Origin of the sequence: Cyclobacterium lianum (assembly GCF_900143075.1) — a bacterium.
GTDB lineage: Bacteria > Bacteroidota > Bacteroidia > Cytophagales > Cyclobacteriaceae > Cyclobacterium > Cyclobacterium lianum.
Genome location: NZ_FRCY01000002.1, coordinates 499,086 through 523,163 on the forward strand (window position 1 = coordinate 499,086; position 24,078 = coordinate 523,163).

The following is a 24,078-nucleotide window of genomic DNA, read 5'->3' on the forward strand; positions in this document are numbered from 1 at the left end:
AGGCTGCTGCCGGCCCAACCGGCTGGCAGCATTTTCTCAATTAAGATCCGTAAAACAGTTCTTACATGAAAAATCTACCCAGCCCCAAAATTCTAATGCTTCTTGCAGTAGCCAGTTTGGCAGCACTGTTCTTTTTCCCTCTATGGCAGATACGCCTGGATGCCGCCCAGTTCCCGGGAGGATTGCAACTGCACATCTGGATCAATAAAGTGTCGGGTACTGATAAAAACATCATCCAGAACATCAATATACTGAACCACTACATCGGCATGCAGGCCATCCACCCGGACTCCATTCCAGAGCTTAAATATTTTCCTCTGATCAATTACCTCATGATCGCTTTGGGGCTACTGTTTGCCTGGATCAATAAAAGCATCGGTTTTTTTGGTTGGACGGTTCTGCTTATCGCCTTGGGGATTTCAGGCCTGTACGATTTCTATCTCTGGCTCTACGATTATGGCCACAACCTGGATCCTAAAGCACCCATTAAGGTTGAAGGAATGAGCTATATGCCTCCCTTGCTTGGAAAAAAGGATTTGCTCAACTTCAAGGTACAATCCTATCCACACTGGGGAGGGTTCTTCCTCGGACTGGCGGGTCTCTTCGGAGCACTGGCATTTATAAAAAGCAAATACAAAAAATAGCCAACCAGTTAAAAACCTTTCAAATGACCCTTTCCTTACAAGATTCTATTTGCATCGATTTGAGGCTGCTGATCTGCATGCCAGTTTTTCTATCGGCTTGCAGCGCGGACCCTGAACCCATTGCATTTGGCACAGACCAATGCAGCTACTGCAAAATGACCATATCCGATCCGAGATTTGGGGGAGAACTGGTCACTTTAAAAGGAAAAGTATTTAAATTCGATGCTCTGGAATGCCTCATAACCTATGAAAAAGAAAGTACGGAGAACGATTTTGCGCATATTTTAGGCCTAGCCTATGATGAGCCTGGCAAATTGATTGCAGTTGACCAATTGAAATTTGCTATTTCAGAACAATTCCCCAGCCCTATGGGAGCCCACCTGGCAGCATTTAGTGCCGATCCTCCGGATGAGCATACCTCGCTGAACTGGCGGACCCTGCAAAACCGACTTTCCTTATCCCATCCTGCAAACAGCCCGGAAAAATGAGAATATTCTTTCCCATCCTTTTTACAATGGCATTTGTTTCAGCGCTAATCTATGAAGCTGAAGCCGCATCCTTTCATGTAAGAAAAGGTACGCCGTTGCATACCATAAAAAAAGCCATTGCCCTTGCAGGCGATAGCGATACGGTATTCGTACACGAAGGCACCTACCTCGAAACCCAGCTCCTGATCAGGAAACCACTGAGCCTGATCGGTGTCAACAGACCCATAATTGACGCCCAGCATGGTGATGAGATTTTGATTGTCGAGGCAGGCAATGTACTGATTCGCGGGTTTCGCCTTCAAAATATTGGGGTCAGTCACCTGAAAGACCGTGCTGCCATCCGGATCGTGGAGTCCAGGGAGGTCATCATTGACGACAATATCCTGAACAATACTTTTTTTGGGATTTATCTTCAAAATTCCTTTCAATGTACGGTAAGAAACAATACCGTTCGGGGGGAAGCCTATGACGAAATGAATGCGGGAAACGCCATCCATATCTGGAAAGGCAGACAGATGGAAGTGATCAACAATCACCTCAGCCATCATCGTGACGGCATCTATTTTGAATTTGTAGACCAAAGCCTGATCCGAGGCAATACCAGTCAGGACAATATGCGCTATGGCTTGCATTTCATGTTTTCCAACTACGACACCTACCAGGAAAATACCTTTCAGAGAAACGGAGCCGGGGTAGCTGTCATGTTTAGCAAACACATCAAAATGGTAAAAAACACCTTTGAGGAAAATTGGGGTGGATCTTCCTATGGCATACTTCTGAAAGAAATCAGCGATGGCTTTATGTCTCAAAATACATTCAAAAGCAATACCGTAGGTGTTTATGCCGAAGGAGCCAGCAGGATCAAAATTGAAAACAACAATTTCATCGACAATGGAAAAGCCATGGACATCAAGGGTAATTGTATCGATAATCAAATCCTTTCCAATAATTTTATCGGCAATACCTTTGAAGTGTTGACCAATTCCAGCTCCAACCTGAATCATTTTGAAGGAAACTACTGGGCTCAGTACAGCGGATATGATCTGGACAAGGATGGCATAGGTGACTTCCCACATCGCCCGGTCAATCTCTTTGCATTGATCACAGATAAAATTCCTGCTGCCAATATGCTCCTGTACAGTTTTCTGGTCAATGCCCTGGACATGGCAGAGCGAATGTTTCCGGAGATCATTCCCGAAAACTTGTCTGATGAGCGTCCGCGGATAAAACCCCTAAACCATGATTAAAATAGACCACCTGTACAAAAATTTTGGGCGGCATCAGGTTTTAAACGATATATCGCTTCATTTTGAGAAAAATCAGGCAATTGCCTTAATTGGACCAAATGGATCGGGCAAGTCTACGCTTATCAAGACCATTTTGGGGCTGGTCTTGCCACAACAGGGAGAAATCACCTTCGACGGCATTTCCATAGCGGGGCAAAGCCACTACCGGAAGGAAATCGGATACATGCCGCAAATGAGCCGGTTTCCGGCAAACATGACCGTAAGCCAGTTGTTTAGCATGATGAAAAGCCTCCGGAAGAATGAAACCCGCCGGGACCTGGACCTGTACCGGGCTTTCGATATTGACCAAATGGGGTCCAAAAGATTGGAAATACTATCCGGAGGAATGAAGCAAAAAGTAAGTGCCGCCCTGGCCTTCCTTTTTGATCCAAAAGTCCTGGTACTGGATGAGCCCACGGCCGGGCTCGACCCAATCGCCAACGAAATCCTGAAGAATAAATTACAACAATCCTTAGCAAAAGAACGCCTGATTTTGATCAGTTCACATATTCTTAATGATCTGGATGATATCACCACCCATGTCAGCTACCTCATGGAAGGAGAGGTAAAATTCTTTAAACCTTTGGAGCAGTTAAAAACAGAAACAGCGGAAAGCCGCCTTAACCGGATCATCGCTCAGGTATTAAAACAGCAAAATAGCCATGATTAATATCACGAAATTCATCATTAATGATCTCATCAAAAACTGGATCCTTTTACTTTACACAGCCTTACTGCTACTGGCTACGCTGGGCTTTTTTTTACTGGAAGGGCAGGGTGATAAGGCTATTCTCGGAGTTTTAAACCTGACATTGCTGCTGGTACCCATGATCACGGTAATTTTCTCCACCATATATTACTACAACATGTATGAATTTCTGATCCTATTGATGGCACAGCCGCTCCGGAGGAGGAGTATCCTCGGAAGTCTTTTTCTGGGCTTGGTGGTTTCGTTCGGACTGGCCATACTCGCAGGGTTGGGATTGCCATTGTGGCTGCTGCATCCCGGCGGAGTATCGCTGGTGCTAATTGTCGTCGCCCTGCTATTGACCTTTATATTCATTGGCCTGGCGCTTTTCGTCGCCGTATGGCTGAAAGACAAGGCCAGGGGTATGGGTATGGCGCTGTTTCTATGGGTTTATTTCGTCTTGATATTTGACGGTTTGGTGCTATTGATGATGTATAATTTCAGCGACTATCCTATTGGCAAAATAGTCCTTTTCATTACTTTTCTCAATCCTGTGGACCTGGGGAGGATCATGGTACTGATGCAAACGGAGGCAGCGGCACTGATGGGCTACAGTGGAGCCGTTTTCAGGCAGTTTTTTAGCGAATGGCGGGGCATGCTGGCAAGCCTGCTTATCATGCTGGCATGGTCCCTCTGTCCTGCGTGGCTATCCCTGCGGATGTTTCGGGTGAAGGACCTGTGACATGGAATTGCTGTACACTGGCTAGGTTGATACTACTCTTCATTTCTTTTATTCCGGGTGAACTCAGTTCATCCTGCTGAGGCCTACCGCGGCTGCCCAAAGCAGTCTACTTATCCAAATTTTTTGCCGATTTTCCTGGGCTGAAAGCTGATCTCCATCGATAGAAAAGAAAAAAGATAATTTTTTCGGGCTTTTTCGTCTTCATGGCGTTGATCGCTGGGTAGATAGAAAGAACCCAAACGATGGAGACAAATTTTTATCAGAATAGTAGATTAATTTCAGAATTTTTTATTGGAACATCCTAAAGGTAACCGGTAAAAAGCCCTGGAAATTGCCTACTCCAGCCTTTTTCTCTCCAATACTCCCCCTATTTCTAAAATACGAAACCAAAAAAAATGATGGCTTTAATGCACTAAACCTTTTGCACCTGGGAGAAATGTAAGGACATCGCGTGATTAAACATAAATATTTTTTATGTATCTCATACTATTTTTAAATAAAAACTTATGAATTTTTTTTCAAAACTTTGCAGCAGAAAAATTAAAAATAGCAAAACATGACAGAAAACTCACTTTCATTCATCGCACTGCTTTCTCCACTGGTCTTTGTTGCCACAGCGGTAGCCTCCTGGTTCCAGGGCGGATCAAAGCCCAGACAAATTCTTGTGTTGAGCAAAACCGCATCCACCATCAGTCTCTTAATTGTAGTACTGTGCTGTATTTTTATAATAAGGCATGGCTCGGTGAGCTTTTCCTTCTGGGAAATGTACGGAATTGGCTTTGGTATTCGGTTGGATGCCATCAGCCTGGCCATGTCAGCAATGATTTCGCTGCTCGGTTTTGTAATTATCAGGTTTAGTACCAACTACCTGGATGGTGACCCAAAGCAGGGAGCATTTATTGGAAAACTGGCAGCTACACTTGCGTCGGTGCAATTGCTGGTGCTTTCCGGAAATCTCGGCTTACTCTTTCTGTCCTGGGTGTTGACCAGCATCTCCCTGCACCGTTTGCTGGTCTTCTACCCTGAGCGGCCAGGTGCCCAAATTGCAGCAAAAAAGAAATTTATTCTGGCCAGGTTTGGTGACGCAGCCTTATTACTAGCCATTGTTCTGCTCTATCAGCTATTTGGAACCGGAGATCTAAAGGTCATTTTTTCGTCACTTAACAGTGGCGCGGCCCTTCCAGGCGCCGCATGGAAGTTGGAAATTTCCGCCCTTTTATTGGCGCTGGCAGCGGTCCTGAAATCTGCTCAGTTTCCTACACACGGCTGGCTGATTGAAGTCATGGAAACCCCGACTCCGGTATCTGCCTTGCTTCACGCCGGATTGCTTAATGCAGGGCCATTTCTAATCATCCGGATGGCCTATGTAATGGAAGCTGGTGAAATTGCCCCTTTGTTTTTGTTACTTGTAGGAGGTATTACCGCTCTTTTTGCTTCTGTCGCATACCTCACTCAAACTGCGATCAAAACAGCATTGGGATATTCCAGTGTAGGGCACATGGGTTTTAGCCTGATGGTATGTGGTCTTGGTGTATATCCTGCCGCCATGCTTCACCTGGTGGCCCATTCATTTTATAAGGCGCATGCCTTTCTGTCTTCTGGAAGTATCATTGACCTGGTAAGAGCATCAAAAGTGAAAGACGAAACCCGCGATCTGGCTCCTTCAAAAGTAATTTTAGGGATCCTCATGTCGGTTGCCTTGTATGCTGGTTTTGTATGGCTCTGGGGTATTGACCCCCAGGATGAGCTGGCCCTGATGTTTGTAGGAGCCGTTATTGTGATGGGACTCTCCAAACTATTTACGACGGCTTTTACCCGGAAAGTACATGCCAGCATTTTGGGAAGGGCCATCCTGCTCTCACTGTTGGTCACCACGGCGTTCTTTTCACTGGAATCGGCTACAGGCTACTTGCTGGGAGCGCAGGTGCCGGATATGCCGGTCCCGGACCTTGCCAAAACGATTGTGGCCGGCGTCATGCTTTTGGGTTTTGCGATTGTGGTATTGATTCAGATTCTGGCACCCCGGATCGCCAACAAGCCGCAGTATCAGGCGCTCGCCATCCATGTTCGAAATGGGTTTTATGTCAATGCCTGGTTTGACAAGAAGATCGGAGCCTATCAAATACCCTCTGCTAAAAACAGTGCTTCACTTACAGCAAATGCCTCGGCAAATATTTTTCCGGAACGGAACTAAATCAATAACTAACTGATCCACTAAACAACTATTTGGTGATAACAAGAAAAAAATATGGAAGGACAAATATTAATTCGATCTAAAGAAAAGACAAAAACCACTTTGCTGGACAGCATGCGTGAAGCATGTAAAAAAGTAGCTCCTGTCTGGCCTCTGGAAAGTTTTACTGCTGTGAATCCCTACCTGGGACTTACGGGTTGCCATTTTGATGTGGCTGCCAGAAAACTAAACCGGGTAGCCGGCGTCCAAATGACCCTGCCGGTTTCTTTTTATCTGAACAAAATACGGGAGGGTAAAATCACCTACGTGGACCTGCAATCCGCTATATCCAAAAAGATGCAGTCTCCTATGGATGTACAAACATTTATCAGTGAGTTGGAACACACACAGCCTTTGCCCTCCGGAAACCAGGGTATAGTTACCTTGATTGATGTGGCCACTAACTGTACGGGTCAGGATTGGAATCGGTTTGTTACTGCCAGAATATCGACCTGGGCCGCTTCATATTTTGACAAAAGCCAGGCCAGCTGGAAAGCGGCCGATCAGCTGTTGGGGATTTTTGAATCCTGGAGAGCAGAGGCACAGGTGGACCTGAGCACCGAAATTGCCGGATTAAATTACTTCCGGAAAAACGTAAAGGCGTTGCCGGATCAGCCTTTGACGGCTGCAAAGATGGCTATAGCGTACCTTGATATACCAGATGACGGATTACCTGATTACCTACATCGCCTATTGTTAAGAGTGGGAGGATGGTCGGCACATGTGGCCAGATTGGATTGGGACAATGAACTCTACGGTAAGAAGAGTGGCTTGCTGATCGAATGGCTGGCAGTACTTATCTGTTGGGAAGCCTGCATGCTGAAATCTTTGCACGATCCTGAAATTGAGCTGCTATGGACTGCCGCAAAACGGGATTTAGAAGTTGCAAGTAAGCGCAAAGGACAGGATGCTCAGCTTGAAAAAAAACTCGTATTACAGGAGGCTTTCGACTTGTCAGTTCAACGGGAAATTGCAGGAAAGTTTCAAGCCGTGAAAACTGACCCGATTGCGCCGCCCCGCAGACCGCTAGCCCAGGCAATATTTTGTATTGATGTGCGCTCAGAAACCTTTCGTCGCAATCTGGAGCAGGTAAATTCCGGGATTGACACCATCGGTTTTGCCGGATTCTTTGCATTCCCCATCGACTTTTTACCAATAGCGCATTCCATTAGTGAACCTCAATGTCCGGTACTGATAACGCCGGCTCCAAAAGTGCACGAAGAAATTGCAGATAAAAAGCTGCATCAGGCAGCCTTCAAAGGACGGGTTCTCCGCCACCAGGTGTCACAAATTTGGAAATCTTTTAAGTCCGGGGCGGTAAGCTGCTTCGGTTTTGTAAGTCCCATGGGATTATCGTATCTGCCCAAGCTACTTACCGATTCATTTGGGCTGACCCGGCCTGTGCCCCACCCGGATACTGCTGGCATCGGTGCGAAGGTTGCGAAGCAGAAAAGTGTGTCTCTGAAATTTGTGAACCATCAGGATGTAAATATTGGTATTCCACTGCCACAGCGTACTCAAATGGCAAAAAATGCATTGAAGGCCATGTCGCTGACAGAAAATTTCGGCCGCTTTGTGTTGGTCGTCGGACATGGATCCACGACCGTGAACAACCCTCATGCAACCGGACTGGACTGTGGAGCTTGTGGTGGAAGAAGTGGCGAACCCAATGCCAAAGTAGCCGCTGCAGTGCTGAATGACAAGGAAGTACGTCGTCAATTGCGGGAAGAAAATATCACCATTCCGTCAGACACCCTGTTTTTGGCCTGTCTTCACGACACCACAACCGATAAAATCCGAATATTCAATCAAGATGGGCTGCCTGAAACGATGAAAAAAGAATTCCAGGAGCTGAAAGAAGCCCTTGAAAAGGCCGGTAAGGCGACCAGAGCTGAGAGAGCCCTGCGGATGGGGATAAAGGGCAACCTGGACAAAGAGATTATCGCCAGAAGCAAAGACTGGTCGCAGGTTCGGCCAGAATGGGGCCTTGCCGGATGTAACGCTTTTGTGGTAGCACCCAGAGAGCGGACCAAAAAACTGAACTTTGGAGGCCAAACCTTTCTCCATTCGTATGAATGGAAAAAGGATGAGGATTTTTCCATACTGGAACTGATCATGACCGCACCAATGGTGGTGACCAGTTGGATCAACCTGCAGTATTATGGTTCTACCGTAGACAACACACATTTCGGTTCAGGAAACAAAACCCTACACAATGTGACCTCGGGATTGGGGGTTATGGAAGGCTACTCGGGTGATCTGAGAGTTGGCCTGCCTCTGCAGTCGGTCCATGATGGGGAGAATTACCAGCATGAGCCGGCCAGGCTGAATGTGATCATTGATGCACCGATAGATGCCATGAATGCCATTCTGGAAAAACATCAGGCTGTAAAAGATCTTTGCGACAATGAATGGATCTACCTTTTCGCTTTGGATGAGCAGGGCAAGGTCGGCCACCGGTACGAGGGAAAACTGGAATGGGAGCTGGTCTCTTGCGAAATGTAATTAGAAACTGAAAAATAACCGCTCAGAGGGAAGAACTATACAGATACGCTTCGCATACGGAGAGGTGGCCCCCAAGGCTGCCTCTTTGGTTTAAAAACAGGACTTCTTTATGAAACCCTAAAAAACGAAATTTAATGAATTAAGTAATAGAAAATTAATTCAAAAACCTGGAAAATAGTCACTTTTTAGGTTTTACCCATTTTTTTAACATCCAGAATTTCAAAAACTTCGACGTATGTTCGACAAAATATATTTTATGGAATTGATTGTTCTGTCAGATAAAAAATTCTGCTCCCTGGGACGGCCACGTGAGACCCCTTCCTTAAGAGAATGAAGGTCCCACCGCTTCAAGGTGGTTAGATGCAAAGGGAAAGTTTACTATAATGTTCCTAAAGGTCTACTTCATCCTCATTGACATACAGTTGATCGTAGGGTTCAACACAGAATACAGTCTTCTGATGTACAGCAGTATACTAGTGGATGATGACTAAGGGACTGAAGATTATACCCTCAAGAAGCTAATCAGAAGTTATATATAAAAAACTGTGGGAGGAAACAGGTCTAGTCAGTACTTGCTAAACGACAGATAAAGAAATAAATGCTATAAAGAGCCTGTCCGCTGAAGGGAGTCGCTGGACACCTGCTGGAGAATGGAATCGGGAACTTCAGCAAAAAATGAATATGGTCCGTGGCGAATATACAGAGCCGGAAATCTTTCTCGTTTGACAAGCACCAATAAGATTCAGGTTAAGTAGACGTTTCTGTTGACTCCCAAGCTATCTGAGCTAAAAGGATACCCAGTAGTGAAATATCAAAGCAAGGTTGCTTTCAAATACAGGCTTACCAGAATGGTGCTACAATGATAGCTAAAAAACTCAAAAGCTCTGCCCCGATGCCAGGAAGGTTCATGAAAAATGAGAATCGCAATTCTATTTTTTGCCAGGCTTCCCTAATCATAAAGGCGAACCCAATATACCGTAGACGAAAAATACCAGACCTTCTGGCGCCTGTCTCATTCGAACTAGTTTTACTCTACCAGAGATTTATTTCCTATCACACGCAATGTTGTTTCACGATCATTCACTTCAGAATACCGCCTGGCCAATCTTTTGGACGCATACTGGTTATTATATTGATTTTTTGTCATAAAAGATTCTCTGATTGGAGCATAGTCTTCAGATAAAGTTGATTTTAACAAACGGGCCAATTCCAGTTTATCAAAGGTGTTGGCCACTTTGCATTTTGGAATGCCGGCAAGCATATCTGCTACATCTCCTACAGGTACCGAAACGATAGGCAGATCACAATAGAGGGCCTCTTTTATCACCTGTGGAGAACCCTCTGAAATAGAGGTCATTAAAAGACAATCTGCATTCAACATTGCATCTTTTACCTGCTCTCTGCTCATATTCTCCAGACACAAGTGTTGGATATTCTGAATACCAAGTTCTTCAACAGTACGCATTACCTCCAGGAATAAGGGATAATTTTTTACCGTTCTCTTTGGACTACCAGGGAACAAAATTAAAAAATCACTCTTGGCCTTTTTATTGAAATTTGGCGGCGGTGCAAAGAAAGAGGAATTTGTGCCACAGGGCATTATTTCAACATTTGGATTGATCTTTTCCACCACACTTTTCATTTTCTGATTTTGAACATATACCAAATCTACATTTTTGATGATTTTTTTCGTAATCCAGACGTTCCAGAAATTAGAGCCCCAATCCTGGATATCACAACCGTGCAAAGTCATGAATTTTTTGATTTTAGGCCTGAAGAAGAGTAAAAATAATCCTGAAATTCCATAATGAACATGAATGGCGTCATATTTTTTTCTGGACAACTGATAGGGAATGGTGAAAATTGATTTCAGGTATTCAAACTTTCCGCGGTTTATTCCATCGATTAAAAATACGTCGACTTCCAGATCGATCTCATTTTGAACATCTTCAATCTGCTCTTTAATAAAAACCCCTGAAGATGGCTGTTCTGGTGCGGGATACATGTTGGTAATCAGTAAGAGTTTCATCATCTTTTAATTAAGATCTCAGCTAAATTGAACAATTAAACTTTTTCCTGTCTATAAAAATTTCTTGCTTTTCATATGCATTCTTACACCATGGCATGCCACATCCCCAGGCAAATTCTTCCGGTTATCCAGTACGGTTTACATCTCCCCATTGTACGAACTGCTACATTGTGTCTTATTTCACCTTTGAACCTCAAATATACCAGATCAACAACCGCTATCATCATGCACACGTGCAGGACAACTTTCCATCAAGACGGGTTCTACCCCATCCTGCTACCAGTTTTTGCATGCAAAGGAAAATCACCAAATGGCCTATCCTCATAAAAAGCAGAACATTTCTGACCATGTGCATTCCAGCAATCGTCTAACCTCAAGTATTTTAAATGCGTCCCACCTGGATTTTATGATTATTTTGTTTCAACCACTGTTTTTTTTAAACTTCGAATATTGCTTCACTCCATTAATCCAAAAAGGGTGAAAGGCATAATTCCATTATTTACCGGCCGGATTGACAAAAAATAATTGTGCAACATTGAATCAAACCCGACTGAATCGATACATCTATAATTCATTTTTATTGATTTGAATTACATTTTTACAAATTTAAAATTATTTAATCGGTTTTTCAAGTATTTCAATTAAATCTTAATAGTGAGATTTGGTTCTTTTGTTGGGATCCGCTTATTTAAATCAATTGGCACAGGAGAATTCTTCTTCCTGATTCGCCCCTGGAAACAGATTGCGATAAAAACCGCGGTAAAATCAAACCGGAACATATAAATCTTCGTTCAAAAATTTGGTAAAAACTGATTTTTTGTTTGTTCAATTCAGTAAGCCAAAAATGAATTGGTTTCCGGGAAATAACGACTTCAGGTCTGTGTAATCGATTCAAAGGAAAAAAGCCTGATTCCTCAGATTTACGATAAGGGGAATACGATAGGACCACGAATACTTTTACCAGGCGAGTATTGTGCATTTGGAATGAGTAATACAACCACGCCACATTACCAATAGAAAGTGATACCGGGCAATGTTCTGTGTAGAGGACGTAGGGCTGAAGGGCATGAAGCAGGCAAGCCGGATTAATGGTCAGTACTTCAATGGAATATTCTAAAAAAACTGCAGTAACCCTAAATCGAGTTAATATACTCTTCCAGGTAGTCTATAAGTTTTTGTTTGGTAGAAACATAGGGCGTAGGTTCAAATGAATCAATCTTATCGAGAACATCCTCTAAAGGCATTCCGTCCCTCCATGGAAGAATATAATTTAGTTTAGAAAATTCGTTTAGAATTTCTTCCTGATGGTCATCCACTACTTCCCCATATTTTGCTATTCTTGCAATAGAGATAATTTTTTTTCTTAACTTCAATCCCTTAATCAAAGATCCTGTTCCTGCCTGTGATATTACAATTCTGGCGTCTTTATATAACTCCGTGAGCTCAGCAGGTGGGATAAAAGGCCGCATATCTAAAAATTCCGATTCAAATCGGGTATGGCCACACTGGACAATGATTTTTTCCTGAATAATACCATTTCTACAAAGCCGGTCGATCTCAAGCAATGGTCTTTGAAAAGGAGTAGGAAAAGTTCCGAGCAATACAATAATCATAATATTCTGACCTAATAGATCCCTCCAATATAAATTCCCTTTTTATAATATTTTTGCACCCCTGGCCACTGTAAAATGAATTTGTCGGCTATTGGGTAGATAATATCCGCTGATAGCGCTCGTGAATTCATTCGTGCGTAAGTAAGGATCCATAATACTTTGACCCTCGCTATTTTACCCAATATACACATTGGAATCGCCGTGTGACTTCCTGTGGTGATGATCGCCTTAGGGTAGTGCTCAAATAGAATCCTCAACGAATAGTAGGTATTGGCAATCAGACTGAAAAAGAAAGCAAGGTTTCTATTTTGACCCTTTGGCCTTCCCTTTAAAAACCTGATATTGTATTTGTCTTTCAAAGATATGGTTGCTGGTGACTCCTCTGTAACAATAAGATAATTATAACGAAGAAACATTTCCTCTAGCTCCAGGATCTGAGCGAGGTGACCCCCATCAGAACAGATAAGAATAATTTTTTTATTATACATGCTATGATAGTATTTAAACGCCTCCAATTGAATATAATAGGTGAAAAGTCATATTTTTCAGGATAGTTCGACCTAAACTAGCGGATATCATTATTCAGAAAAAAATTTTTGTACCACAGTTCCAACGACAGGATCATGAAAAGATGTTTGGAGTAGTCTTTCCTTTTAGATATATGCATCGAAAGCATTTTTTCAATAAATTTGATATTGAAAAAATGTTGACTGAAGGAATTTGAATCTTTCACCAGTTGTAGTAATGTATCGGCTAGTTCATTTTTAAACCACTCTCCAATTGGGGTTTCAAAAGCTCTCTTTTTCCTGTTGATAATTGATGCCGGTAACCATTGTTCTGCCGCTTTGCGAAGTACAAATTTTGTCACCTTTCCGTTCAATTTCATATCAATGGGCAGACTTTCAATAAAGGTAACCAGGTCAATGTCCAGAAAAGGAACCCTGTTCTCGATCGAATTCGACATGGTTATTTTATCGTTAAACAGCAGGAGTTGATCGGGCAGTAAACTGTGTGTATCAATATAAAGTAATTTCGATAATGAATGAGAAGATGGATCTGCACGATCGTAAAGCTTCTTGAAAATACCTTGTTGGTCCTCCTGAATAAGGTACTGCCATTGATTCTGATATAAATCCTCCTTTATACTGGGGGTGAAAAGCGTGTAAATCCCGACAAAGCGCTCCAATTCTTCTTTAAATTGGGAGGAATAGATCATCCTGTCAAGTTTGTGATTGGTTGGGAAAACTTTTGAAAGTAGAGATAAAGGCAATAAAGATAGCATTTTTTGATAGTCGGCCAGAAGCTTCTCGCCTCTATACCTGTTGTATCCGGCCATAGGTTCATCGGCACCCTGTCCACTTAAAACCACCTTGACTGATTGTGATGCCAATTTCGATACATAGTACAATGCGGGAACCGGTGGGGCTGCTATGGGTTCTTCCGTATGGTAAAAGGAATTGATGTAATAATCGATATAGTCTTTTTGATTCAGGGAAATCTCGTGATGGTCAGCGTTTATCCACTTGGCTGTTTCCTTTGCATCATCCAATTCATTAAAGTTCCCTTTACCTTCAAACCCTACCGTAAACGTTTTGATAGGCGTGGATGAATTTCTTTCCATTAGGCAACCTAGTACTGCAGAATCCAACCCCCCACTTAACAGTAAACCAACCGGCACATCACTAAGAAGCTGCCGCCTTACTGCTTGCTCCATAAGTCTTTTATATTCTGAAACTGCCTCTTCCTGGGTAATACTGTAATCAATTTTCTGCTTTTTATCCCAATACTGAGTAATGCTAAGCTTTCCCTCACTACTGTATTCCAAATAGGTGGCTGCCTCAAGCTTTTTAATACCTTTGAATAATGTTTGTGGGGCGGGATTAAAATTTAAGTTAAGATAAGTATTTAGTGCAGAAACGTCGATTTCCTTCGTATAATCATTGTTATTTTTTATTATTTTTAATTCAGAACCGAAAATTAATTTATTCCCTTTGCTAAAATAATAAAGAGGCTTCACCCCAAATTGATCTCGGACGAGATATAATTTTTCTTGCACTTTATCGAGAAAGGCGAAAGAAAAAATTCCGTTGAATTTTTTAACTCCGTTTATACCGTATTCCCTAAGGTAATACAATATGGTTTCAGTATCAGAATGACCCTTGAAGGAAATACCATTGAGCTCATTTCTTAATTCTTCGTGATTATATATTTCTCCATTAAATACAATCCCATATTTTTCGCAATCTGTAAACATGGGCTGACTTCCGGCCTCAGAAAGCTCTAAAATAGTCAATCGAGTATGGCCCAGGTATACACTATGTGGACCTAAATTGGTCTGAATAAGTCCACGGGCATCGGGTCCTCTGTGATGAATCAAATCAATATGCCCGGGTTGTAATTCACTGTTTATCGTACCTGCTATTCCACACATAAAACCATCTGTTTTAAATAATCAACATTACCTTTTCAAAATAAAACCAAAAATCTATTTGACAAATATTTATGTATATTAACTAATGCATTTAATCCAATAATTATGGTTCCCAAATGGACTGATTACAGCACGGTGGTACATGTGCTTTAATTTTGCAACATTCACCCGGGATAGTTTGCTAAAAGCGTAATTTATAAATTTTATGTAGCATTCTCTATATTCAAAGTAAAACAGATTTAGGGGAAAATTCACATACTTTTATATTGTTTAAAAAAATAATATTGATTTAAGATATCTTTCCCATTATTCTGATTTTTAGGTTGATAGGCATCTTTCCAAATTGGAGCCAATAAATTTAGTATTTCATCTATTATCAGTTCTTTGGATAAAGTAAAATAAAACGACAGGCAAATACCATTTTTGAATACTTTGCCTCAAATCCCTTAGTAGCTAAACCAATAGATTAGCATTGTTATTTCGAAATTTTTAATAACCAATATATTAAAATAAACACCTAAGTACTTTAAAATTACTCAAGGATAGGGTCAAATGCTCAGATTTGACCGAATTCAGCTATTAATTCAGGTTATTTTTAATGTGTTCTGATGTTTAGTTAAAGTTTGTAATTTATGGCAAATTTATCAAAATTCACATCTGTCGGCAAAAAAAATACTCTGGTATCAGAATGACGAGAAACTCAGGTATTGGCTTTGGCCTCCAGGAGAATTCCCTTAGCTAATCTATGTTTGTGATGAAATTCGTACCGGTTTATATGGTGATCCGCTTTAACCATAACTTTCGGGAATGTAATCAAAACCAGGGCGTATTTTTTGAACAGCTGGCAGCAATCATTGTCTTCGTACCATTACCGGTACTTTCAGTAAATGCTGGACTAGCCTTTTTTCTGTGAATTTTCGAGCATTTCCCAACATCGCTTATTACTTAAGCCGATCGATCCATTGCTCAGATTACAAGAAAAAATGATTTTTGCAAGTGAAAACTCACGGCTTCCCAAGTGGCATAAACAAAAATAATTAGTCATACAACTTTGAACCGCAGAGTTAAACATTTTCCTGCAAATTTTTAACTAATCAAATGGGATAGAATTGTGACAATAACAATAGAAAAAAAGGCTGCCCCTACCTGGGGCAGCCCTTATGTAAGTTATTGAAATAGCTTTGACTACTTCTTCAGCTCAAAGCGATCAAGATTCATCACCTTATCCCAGGCGGCTACAAAGTCCTTTACAAACTTTTCCCTGCCGTCACTGCAACCATACACTTCGGCTATAGCCCGCAATTCTGAATTGGAACCAAAGATCAGATCTACCCGCGTCCCGGTCCATTTGACGGCTCCGGTTTTGCGGTCTCTGCCCTCAAAAACCTTGTCCGAGTCATCTGCAGCTTTCCAACTTACCCCCATGTCCAATAGGTTGACGAAAAAGTCATTGGTGAGGGTACCTGGCTTTTGAGTAAATACCCCATGTTTACTGCCATCAAAGTTGGTATCCAGCACCCGCATACCACCGACCAATGCCGTCATTTCGGGCGCAGTCAGTGTCATGAGCTGAGAACGGTCTACCAACATTTCCTCAGCAGCAACCTTATGGACCTCCTGTTGGTAATTTCGGAAACCATCTGCTGAAGGCTCTAAAATAGCGAAGGATTCTACATCTGTCTGCTCCTGGCTGGCATCTGTACGGCCTGGACTGAAAGGTACAGTAACCTCATGGCCGGCCGCCTTAGCTGCCTGCTCTATGCCTGCACAGCCCCCCAGCACAATCAGGTCGGCAAGTGACACTTTCTTGTTCCCTGATTGAGAGCCGTTGAAAGTCTCTTGAACACCCTCCAGCCTATCCAACACTTTTTTCAACTGTTTTGGATTGTTTACTTCCCAGTTATTCTGGGGTGCGAGGCGGATTCGGGCCCCATTCGCCCCGCCTCTTTTATCAGAGCCGCGGAAAGTGGACGCTGATGCCCAGGCTGTACCTACAAGTTCAGACACGGATAACCCGGTATCCAAAATTCTTTTCTTTAGGTTGGCAATATCGTTGCCATCGACCAACTCGTGGTCGACCGCCGGCACCGGATCCTGCCATATCAGGTCTTCCTGAGGCACTTCCGGACCCAAATAACGGGCTCGTGGCCCCATATCCCTGTGTGTAAGCTTAAACCAGGCCTTTGCAAATGCATCAGCGAATTCCTCAGGATTTTCGTAAAAATGCCTGGAGATCTTTTCATATTCAGGATCCATGCGCAAAGCCAGATCCGTGGTCAGCATAAAGGGCGCATGACTCCTGGAAGGATCGTGAGGATCTGGTACGGTCCCTGCACCAGCACCATCTTTTGGCCTCCACTGATTGGCTCCAGCCGGACTTTTATAAAGTTCCCACTCGTACCCAAAAAGGTTTTCGAAGAAATTATTACTCCACTTGGTAGGCGTGGTCGTCCAGGCACCCTCCAGTCCACTGGTAATGGTATTGTTGCCGTTACCCGAGCCAAGGGTCGTCTTCCAACCAAGGCCCATCTCCTCTATTCCGGCGGCAGCGGGTTCTGGACCTACGTATTTGGTAGGATCTCCTGCTCCATGGGTTTTGCCAAATGTATGCCCACCGGCTATCAATGCCACGGTTTCATAATCGTTCATGGCCATCCGGCCAAAGGTCTCTCTGATGTCGCGAGCAGCCGCTACCGGGTCAGGCTTACCATTGGGACCCTCCGGATTTACATAGATAAGACCCATCTGAACGGCCCCAAGGGGATTTTCCAATTCCCGGTCACCGGTATACCGCTTGTCGCCAAGCCATTCGGCTTCAGAGCCCCAGTATACATCTTCTTCCGGCTCCCATACGTCTTCCCGACCTCCCGCAAAACCATAGGTTTTGAAGCCCATGGATTCAAGCGCTACGTTTCCGGCCAAAATCATCAGATCTGCCCAGGAAAGGTTCTTTCCATATTTCTGTTTGACAGGCCAGAGCAATAGCCGGGCCTTGTCCAGGTTGGCATTGTCGGGCCAGCTGTTTAATGGAGCAAAGCGCTGTGTGCCGGTTCCTCCGCCACCACGTCCGTCAGAAATCCGATAGGTACCTGCACTGTGCCAGGCCATGCGAATAATGAATGGACCGTAATGCCCGTAATCTGCCGGCCACCATTCCTGAGACGTAGTCAATACCTCTTCCAGATCCTTTTTCACTTCGGCCAGATCGAGAGAGTTGAAGGCTGCCGCATAATCAAAATCCTCGCCCATGGGGTTAGAAAGCGAGGAATGTTGCCGGAGTATGTTTAATTTCAACTGATTGGGCCACCAATCCCTGTTTCTTGTTCCACCACCGGCAGTCTGTTTCAGCGCACCTCCATGAAAGGGGCATTTTGCCATACTCTCATTGAGATCGGATAGTTTTGCATTTGGGTTTGAGTTGTTTTCCATAATTAAGAATAGATTTATTGATTTCCTTTGCTTGCAACAAGGTACAAATTTTTTTATTTATGTAATTTTTTTTTCGATTGAAAAAATCTATGACTCTCATCAGTTATCTATGTCCGGATCCAGACAAAACTTTTTCTTCCTGTCTGATTTAAAGTCGGTAAAGATTAAGTAAAAAGGCGTCAACTAAAATCGAATTCAGGTCAATAAATGAAAAGACCTCAGGTTACCGGACAAAAAAAAAGCGGCTGTTCCCCTTGAACAACCGCTTTTCCAATTTTAAGAATCAGTAGCCTGGCCTAGCTACCGCACATTTCGCAATCATCCGGATTGTCCAGAGAACAGGCAATAGCATCTTGATGGGTTTTCTTATGAGCAGGATCTTCTTCCTGACTGGCTTTACCCGCCAATTGTGATTTGTCCACTGTAAATTGTATGGCACTGCTGGCGGCCTTAGATCTCAGGTAATAAATGCCGGTTTTCAATCCTTTTTTCCAGGCGTAAAAATGCATGGAAGTCAATTTCCCAAAATTCGGTTCTTGAAGGAAAAGATTCATACTTTGCGATTGGCAGATATATGCCCCCCGGTCTGCAGCCATGTCAATGATCACCTTTTGGGATATCTCCCATACCGTTTTATACAAATCCTTTAGGTTTTGTGGAATTTCAGGTATCTGCTGTACAGAACCATTTGCTGCGATCAGCCTGTTTTTCATGGTATCATTCCATAATCCCAGTCGGATGAGATCCTTCATGAGGTGTTTGTTGACCACTACAAACTCCCCTGATAGTGTCCTTCGGGTATATATGTTTGAAGTATAGGGTTCAAAGCATTCGTTGTTGCCCAGGATCTGAGAGGTTGAGGCCGTGGGCATTGGTGCCAGCAGCAAGGAGTTGCGGATACCGTATTTGTCCACCTTTTGTTTCAACTCCTGCCAGTTCCACCTGCCTGATTTTGGCTTTACTCCCCAAAGATCAAACTGAAACAATCCCTGCGACACCGGTGATCCCTCATAGGTTTCGTAGGTTCCATTGGTTTTGGCCAATTCCATGGAAGTTTCCATAGCAGCAAAATACATGGTCTCAAAGATATCCTCGTTGAGTCCTCTGGCTTCATCAGAATCAAATGGCATCCGCAGCAAGATAAAGGCATCTGCCAGCCCCTGTATGCCCAGACCTACAGGCCGGTGCCTGAAGTTGGACTTCCGGGCTTCCGGCACCGGATAGTAGTTGACATCAATCACCTTATTCAGGTTTCGGGTCACCACTTTGGTGACCTCATAAAGTTTCTGATGGTCAAAGTACTTTTTGCCCTCCTTTGTGGTCATTACAAATTTAGGTAGCGCTATAGATGCCAGGTTGCAAACAGCTACCTCATCGGGGGAGGTATACTCAATGATCTCTGTGCAAAGGTTAGACGATTTAATGGTACCCAGGTTTTTCTGGTTGGATTTACCATTAGCGGCATCCTTATACAAAATATAGGGCGTGCCGGTTTCTATCTGGGATTCCAGGATTTCAAACCAAAGCTCCTGAGCTTTCACTATTTCTCTGGCCCTGCCTTCCTTTTCATATTTCTCATATAACCGTTCAAATTCCTCACCATGACAATCCGACAAACCGGGCGCCTCATGGGGACAAAACAGCGACCAGTCCTCGTTGGCTTCTACGCGTTTCATGAAGAGGTCAGATACCCAGACGGCATAAAACAGGTCCCTCGCCCTAAGCTCATCCTTTCCATGGTTTTTCTTCAGATCCAGAAAATCCTTGATATCTGCATGCCAGGGTTCCAGATAGATCGCAAAACTTCCTTTTCTTTTTCCTCCTCCCTGGTCTACATACCTGGCGGTCATGTCAAAATTTCTCAACATGGGCACAATGCCATTGGAAACCCCGTTGGTACCTCTTATATAAGAGCCCTTGGCCCGCACATTATGAATGGAAAGACCGATTCCTCCGGCCGACTGGGATATTTTGGCACACTGCTTTAGCGTGTCGTAGATGCCATCTATGCTGTCATCTTTCATGGTCAGGAGAAAACATGAAGACAATTGAGGTTTTGGCGTACCAGCATTGAACAGTGTAGGGGTGGCGTGGGTAAACCACTTCTGAGACAGCAGGTGGTAGGTTTCTATAGCAGCATCTACATCATCTTTGTGTATACCTATGGCCACACGCATGAGCATGTGCTGCGGACGTTCCACTACTTTGCCGTCCAGCTTGATCAGGTAGCTCCGCTCCAGAGTTTTGAACCCAAAAAAGTCATAGTCGAAATCCCGACTGTAATCGATTACCTCATCCAGCTTGGCAGCATGTTTTTTTACGATGCCATACACATCCGGAGCGATCAACGCCGCATTTTCATCTGTTTTGGGGTTGATATAAGTATACAACCTCTTCATGGTATTAGAAAAAGACTGGCTGGTCGTTTTGTGAAGGTTTGAAATGGCAATTCTGGCCGCCAGAATTGCGTATTCCGGATGCTTTACCGTCAATGAAGCACAGACTTCTGCCGCCAGGTTATCCAATTCAGCCGTGGTGACCCCATCATACAGACCGTCAATTACTTTTTTGGCTACGTCGATCGGCTGGATGTACCGGGCATCCAATCCATAGCAAAGATTTTCAATTCTTGTGGTGATTTTGTCAAATCTTACAGATTCTCTTCGGCCATCTCTTTTAATTACTAACATACTTACACAGTTATTAAGGTGGTTAAAAAATGCTTAAAAGTCTTCTTCAACGGAAAATTTCCCCGGACCGCTGGCGGCATCCCTGTTTTTCATTACGCCCGCTTTCTGATAATCACCAACCCTTTTCTCAAAGAAATTGGTTTTCCCCTGAAGGGAAATCATGTCCATGAAATCAAATGGATTGGTGCTGTTCCAAACTTTGGCACATCCCAATTCCTGTAGCAACCTGTCGGCTACAAACTCTATATACTGACACATCAATGTGGCATTCATACCGATCAGCCTCACCGGTAAGGCATCAGTGACAAACTCTTTTTCAATCTCTACGGCATCCTTGATAATGCCGGTGATGGTTTCCTCCGGCAATTTGTTAATCACGTGATCGGTGTACAAATGACAAGCAAAATCACAATGCAACCCTTCATCCCGGGAAATCAACTCATTGGAAAAAGTCAAACCTGGCATCAATCCCCTCTTTTTCAGCCAGAATATAGAACAAAAAGAACCCGAGAAGAAAATGCCTTCTACGGCAGCAAATGCGATAAGTCTTTCATGGAAACTTCCATTGTCAATCCACCTCAATGCCCACTCAGCCTTTTTCTTGACGCAATCCAGGTGTTCTATCGCATTGAGTAACCGCTCCCTTTCGGCAGCGTTTTTAATATAAGTATCAATCAGCAGGCTGTAGGTTTCGCTGTGAATATTTTCCATGGCTATCTGAAATCCATAGAAAAACTTCGCCTCTGTATATTGTACTTCAGACACAAAATGCTCGGCCAGGTTTTCATTGACAATCCCATCACTGGCAGCAAAAAATGCCAGGACATGAGAAATAAAATGTCTCTCCCCGTCACTTAAATTTTTCCAATCATTGAGATCCTGTCCCAAATCAATCTCTTCTGCTGTCCAAAAACTAGCCTCAGCCTTTTTGTAAAACTCCCAGATATCGTCGTGCTGAATAGGAAATAATACAAAACGACTGTTGTCTCCCTGTTCTAAAATAGGTTCTGGCTTCATTATTTAAATTGGTTTAATCTTTTGAAATGTATATTCTTTGCAAGGTATTTACACCACTGCTCGTTACCGGTTTGAGGTCAGGTCATGTATCGGTAACAAACCCTTAACAAATATGGCCAAGAAAATCGGAAAAGAAAAGCTGAAAAAGGTATCAAAACTCATTTTTTTGACTCATAGTCAATACATTTTATATAACTGTTTTTCAATATTTTAATTAGATTTAATAATAGTATTACTTTAATCACTAATGGCTTTATTTGGGGATCGAAGTTTTTTTAAAAATTTTCAGTTCGTCGAGAATAGTGCCTTTTGTCCTATTTTTTTGACTCTCGGTCAACTGAAAAAAATCTACCCCATTTTTACAGGGTTGATTACCAATGAGATGGAGCATTAATTTTATTTTTATCACCGCAAAAATGAATATGGCTGCCAAAAAGCTGCTTTTGATGGGAAAAGGCCACTATACCCACCGCCGTACACAAAGAACAGACCATTTATAATGGAAATTTATTTTAAGTATTCCTGGATTTTCTCTATATTTGCACCTCATTTTGATAATTGTAATATATCAAACCATTATGTACGCAATAGTTAACATTTCCGGTAAGCAGTTCAAAGTAACAAAAGATCAGCATGTCTTTGCACCAAAAATGCAGGGCGAAGTTGACGCTTCCGTAGAATTCGATCAGGTACTGTTGGCAGACGACAACGGTACTATATCGGTAGGCGCTCCACTGTTGGACGGGGCAAAGGTATCAGGAAAGATTCTTGATCATGTCAAAGGCGATAAGGTGATTGTCTTCAAAAAGAAAAGAAGAAAGGGTTACAAAAAGAAAAACGGTCACCGACAGCAGTTTACGAAAATTCTAATAGAAGATATTGTATTGTAAGTTTCCGCAAGGAAGCACTAAAAAAACAAGTTATGGCACATAAAAAAGGTGTAGGTAGTTCCAGAAACGGTAGAGAGTCGGAAAGTAAGCGGCTCGGTATAAAAAAATTTGGAGGTGAATCCGTAATTGCCGGTAACATCATCGTGAGGCAACGCGGCACAAAGCACCATCCCGGTGACAATGTTGGTTTGGGCAAAGACCATACTATATTTGCTTTGGTACCCGGAAAGGTAGCTTTCAGGAAAAAGCACGATGGCAAGTCATATGTAAGTGTATTGCCAGCCGAAGCATAACTCCTTTTCAAGAGAAAACAGAAAAAGGCCTTTATACTCTTAAAGGCCTTTTTCTGTTTTGATGACTTATCAGCCCATTATTTTACTTGTTTCAATTACATACGGCTTCCCTCAAGTAGCTGAAATTTTGTTACCCCTATGAATTACACAGAAAACTATAAAGGAATAAAGATTGATGTACAGTCCGTACACCTCGATATTAACGAAAGTACACAGCAGGAAATCCGATCTGCCATTGACAAATTGTCGAAGTTTACGCATGATATCAACGCTGTTGACGTTTATTTCAAAACCGAAGGCTCCGGTGGGACAGCGGTAAGTGTGGTCGGTATGCGTGTGGGCATACCAGGACCTGATGTTTTTGCAGAGGAAAAAGGTGAACATTGGATTCCCCTGCTGAAAGACGTGACAGACAAGCTGGTAAGACAGCTAAAAAAATTAAGACAATAACTTTAAAAATGCTTTGGTCTTTAAAAAAGACTGAAGCTTTTTATTTCCTCCCAGAAATAGATCGCATTTTGGGGCGAGATCAGCAATATGACGGCGATGCCAAATACGGCACCGAAGAAATGGGCGTCGTGGTTGATATTGTCATTGGCCAGTTTTCCCTTATAATAGGCATAGGCCAGGAATAGCATACCAAGGATAAAACCAGGCAGGCAAAAGATCCCGAATATACAAATATCTGATAGTGGCATCAATATTATGCTCGCAAACACCGTAGCGGAGGTCCCGCCGGAGGCGCCTAGTGCATGGTAGGAGGGGTTATTTTTTTCTTTCAGGTATGTGGGGATATCTGCTATCACTATGGCCAGCAGATAAAACGCCAGAAAGGCCAGCAGTCCTGCCTCGGGGCCAAACGCGTAATACATGTATTGCTCCACCACAGTTCCGAAAAAATAAAAGGTAAACATGTTGAACAACAGGTGAGTCCCGTCTTTATGGATAAACCCAGAAAGCAAAAATCTCAGGTAGTCACCGTTTCTACTTATGATGTAAGGCGAAAAGAGCCAGCGTTCGATAAACTCCGGGTTTTTCCAGGCATAATACGATATCAGGGAAGTAAGGATAATGATGATCAGGGTAAGGCTTAACTCCAT

Annotated in this window: 18 protein-coding genes; 10 read left to right on the forward strand and 8 right to left on the reverse strand. The window is 43.0% G+C overall.

Annotation, left to right across the window (positions count from 1 at the left end; genetic code table 11):
• The first annotated feature begins 65 nt into the window (after window positions 1-65).
• The 7 genes from BUB19_RS04785 (at window position 66) to BUB19_RS04815 (ending at window position 8,586) form a co-directional block, all read left to right on the forward strand.
• Window positions 66-644: a hypothetical protein gene (locus tag BUB19_RS04785; protein WP_073092874.1), complete on the forward strand. Its 579-nt coding sequence runs from the start codon at window positions 66-68 to the stop codon at window positions 642-644.
• A 23-nt stretch (window positions 645-667) separates the two neighbouring features.
• Complete coding sequence (locus tag BUB19_RS04790; protein WP_073092877.1) at window positions 668-1,132, forward strand: hypothetical protein; 465 nt, start codon at window positions 668-670, stop codon at window positions 1,130-1,132.
• Entirely contained in the window at window positions 1,129-2,379 is a 1,251-nt protein-coding gene (gene nosD, locus BUB19_RS04795; protein WP_073092880.1) for a nitrous oxide reductase family maturation protein NosD, read from the forward strand. Before BUB19_RS04790 ends, nosD begins: the two co-directional genes overlap by 4 nt.
• Window positions 2,372-3,088 carry an ABC transporter ATP-binding protein gene (locus BUB19_RS04800; RefSeq protein ID WP_073092883.1) on the forward strand — a complete coding sequence of 239 codons (717 nt, stop codon included), beginning with the start codon at window positions 2,372-2,374 and terminating at the stop codon, window positions 3,086-3,088. The genes nosD and BUB19_RS04800 overlap by 8 nt, the downstream gene beginning before the upstream one ends.
• On the forward strand, window positions 3,081-3,848 hold the full coding sequence (locus BUB19_RS04805; protein ID WP_073092886.1) for an ABC transporter permease subunit: 768 nt from the start codon (window positions 3,081-3,083) through the stop codon (window positions 3,846-3,848). Before BUB19_RS04800 ends, BUB19_RS04805 begins: the two co-directional genes overlap by 8 nt.
• Window positions 3,849-4,404: 556 nt before the next feature.
• Window positions 4,405-6,042, forward strand: coding sequence for a proton-conducting transporter transmembrane domain-containing protein (locus BUB19_RS04810; RefSeq protein ID WP_073092889.1), 1,638 nt, complete (start codon window positions 4,405-4,407; stop codon window positions 6,040-6,042).
• 54 nt (window positions 6,043-6,096) lie between these two features.
• Window positions 6,097-8,586, forward strand: a complete 2,490-nt coding sequence (locus BUB19_RS04815; RefSeq protein WP_073092892.1) for a YbcC family protein — start codon at window positions 6,097-6,099, stop codon at window positions 8,584-8,586.
• A 1,027-nt stretch (window positions 8,587-9,613) separates the two neighbouring features.
• Here the strand turns inward: BUB19_RS04815 and BUB19_RS04820 are convergent.
• From BUB19_RS04820 to BUB19_RS04850, 7 genes are all read right to left on the reverse strand, one after another.
• On the reverse strand, window positions 9,614-10,618 hold the full coding sequence (locus BUB19_RS04820) for a glycosyltransferase (RefSeq protein WP_073092895.1): 1,005 nt from the start codon (window positions 10,616-10,618) through the stop codon (window positions 9,614-9,616).
• A gap of 1,130 nt (window positions 10,619-11,748) precedes the next feature.
• Window positions 11,749-12,228, reverse strand: coding sequence for a glycosyltransferase (locus BUB19_RS04825; protein WP_073092898.1), 480 nt, complete (start codon window positions 12,226-12,228; stop codon window positions 11,749-11,751).
• 11 nt (window positions 12,229-12,239) lie between these two features.
• Window positions 12,240-12,716 (reverse strand): PssD/Cps14F family polysaccharide biosynthesis glycosyltransferase, encoded by a 477-nt coding sequence (gene pssD / locus BUB19_RS04830; RefSeq protein ID WP_073092901.1) that lies wholly within the window; start codon window positions 12,714-12,716, stop codon window positions 12,240-12,242.
• A gap of 77 nt (window positions 12,717-12,793) precedes the next feature.
• Window positions 12,794-14,659 carry an asparagine synthase (glutamine-hydrolyzing) gene (gene asnB, locus BUB19_RS04835; protein ID WP_073092903.1) on the reverse strand — a complete coding sequence of 622 codons (1,866 nt, stop codon included), beginning with the start codon at window positions 14,657-14,659 and terminating at the stop codon, window positions 12,794-12,796.
• 1,185 nt (window positions 14,660-15,844) lie between these two features.
• Entirely contained in the window at window positions 15,845-18,088 is a 2,244-nt protein-coding gene (gene katG, locus BUB19_RS04840) for a catalase/peroxidase HPI (RefSeq protein ID WP_073092906.1), read from the reverse strand.
• A 296-nt stretch (window positions 18,089-18,384) separates the two neighbouring features.
• A complete protein-coding gene (locus BUB19_RS04845) occupies window positions 18,385-20,778 on the reverse strand; it encodes a ribonucleoside-diphosphate reductase subunit alpha (protein WP_073092909.1) in 2,394 nt (797 codons plus the stop codon).
• A 33-nt stretch (window positions 20,779-20,811) separates the two neighbouring features.
• Window positions 20,812-21,798 (reverse strand): ribonucleotide-diphosphate reductase subunit beta, encoded by a 987-nt coding sequence (locus BUB19_RS04850; protein WP_073092912.1) that lies wholly within the window; start codon window positions 21,796-21,798, stop codon window positions 20,812-20,814.
• Window positions 21,799-22,373: 575 nt separating this feature from the next.
• Here BUB19_RS04850 and rplU point away from each other — a divergent pair.
• The 3 genes from rplU to BUB19_RS04865 all read left to right on the forward strand — a co-directional run bounded on the left by rplU (window position 22,374) and on the right by BUB19_RS04865 (window position 23,428).
• Window positions 22,374-22,685: a 50S ribosomal protein L21 gene (gene rplU, locus BUB19_RS04855; protein WP_073092915.1), complete on the forward strand. Its 312-nt coding sequence runs from the start codon at window positions 22,374-22,376 to the stop codon at window positions 22,683-22,685.
• Window positions 22,686-22,717: 32 nt separating this feature from the next.
• Complete coding sequence (rpmA, locus tag BUB19_RS04860; RefSeq protein WP_073092918.1) at window positions 22,718-22,978, forward strand: 50S ribosomal protein L27; 261 nt, start codon at window positions 22,718-22,720, stop codon at window positions 22,976-22,978.
• Between the two features lie 138 nt (window positions 22,979-23,116).
• Window positions 23,117-23,428: an HPF/RaiA family ribosome-associated protein gene (locus BUB19_RS04865; protein ID WP_073092921.1), complete on the forward strand. Its 312-nt coding sequence runs from the start codon at window positions 23,117-23,119 to the stop codon at window positions 23,426-23,428.
• Window positions 23,429-23,448: 20 nt separating this feature from the next.
• On the opposite strand, the gene BUB19_RS04870 is transcribed toward BUB19_RS04865, so the two are convergent.
• On the reverse strand, window positions 23,449-24,078 hold the full coding sequence (locus BUB19_RS04870) for a rhomboid family intramembrane serine protease (RefSeq protein WP_073092924.1): 630 nt from the start codon (window positions 24,076-24,078) through the stop codon (window positions 23,449-23,451).

Bases quoted from the DNA above. Each gene is read 5' to 3' on its own strand.
- BUB19_RS04785 (WP_073092874.1), top strand. From the start codon at position 66: ATGAAAAATCTACCCAGCCCCAAAATTCTAATGCTTCTTGCAGTAGCC.
- BUB19_RS04790 (WP_073092877.1), top strand. From the start codon at position 668: ATGACCCTTTCCTTACAAGATTCTATTTGCATCGATTTGAGGCTGCTG.
- nosD (WP_073092880.1), top strand. From the start codon at position 1,129: ATGAGAATATTCTTTCCCATCCTTTTTACAATGGCATTTGTTTCAGCG.
- BUB19_RS04800 (WP_073092883.1), top strand. From the start codon at position 2,372: ATGATTAAAATAGACCACCTGTACAAAAATTTTGGGCGGCATCAGGTT.
- BUB19_RS04805 (WP_073092886.1), top strand. From the start codon at position 3,081: ATGATTAATATCACGAAATTCATCATTAATGATCTCATCAAAAACTGG.
- BUB19_RS04810 (WP_073092889.1), top strand. From the start codon at position 4,405: ATGACAGAAAACTCACTTTCATTCATCGCACTGCTTTCTCCACTGGTC.
- BUB19_RS04815 (WP_073092892.1), top strand. From the start codon at position 6,097: ATGGAAGGACAAATATTAATTCGATCTAAAGAAAAGACAAAAACCACT.
- BUB19_RS04820 (WP_073092895.1), bottom strand. From the start codon at position 10,618: ATGATGAAACTCTTACTGATTACCAACATGTATCCCGCACCAGAACAG.
- BUB19_RS04825 (WP_073092898.1), bottom strand. From the start codon at position 12,228: ATGATTATTGTATTGCTCGGAACTTTTCCTACTCCTTTTCAAAGACCA.
- pssD (WP_073092901.1), bottom strand. From the start codon at position 12,716: ATGTATAATAAAAAAATTATTCTTATCTGTTCTGATGGGGGTCACCTC.
- asnB (WP_073092903.1), bottom strand. From the start codon at position 14,659: ATGTGTGGAATAGCAGGTACGATAAACAGTGAATTACAACCCGGGCAT.
- katG (WP_073092906.1), bottom strand. From the start codon at position 18,088: ATGGAAAACAACTCAAACCCAAATGCAAAACTATCCGATCTCAATGAG.
- BUB19_RS04845 (WP_073092909.1), bottom strand. From the start codon at position 20,778: ATGTTAGTAATTAAAAGAGATGGCCGAAGAGAATCTGTAAGATTTGAC.
- rplU (WP_073092915.1), top strand. From the start codon at position 22,374: ATGTACGCAATAGTTAACATTTCCGGTAAGCAGTTCAAAGTAACAAAA.
- rpmA (WP_073092918.1), top strand. From the start codon at position 22,718: ATGGCACATAAAAAAGGTGTAGGTAGTTCCAGAAACGGTAGAGAGTCG.
- BUB19_RS04865 (WP_073092921.1), top strand. From the start codon at position 23,117: ATGAATTACACAGAAAACTATAAAGGAATAAAGATTGATGTACAGTCC.
- BUB19_RS04870 (WP_073092924.1), bottom strand. From the start codon at position 24,078: ATGGAGTTAAGCCTTACCCTGATCATCATTATCCTTACTTCCCTGATA.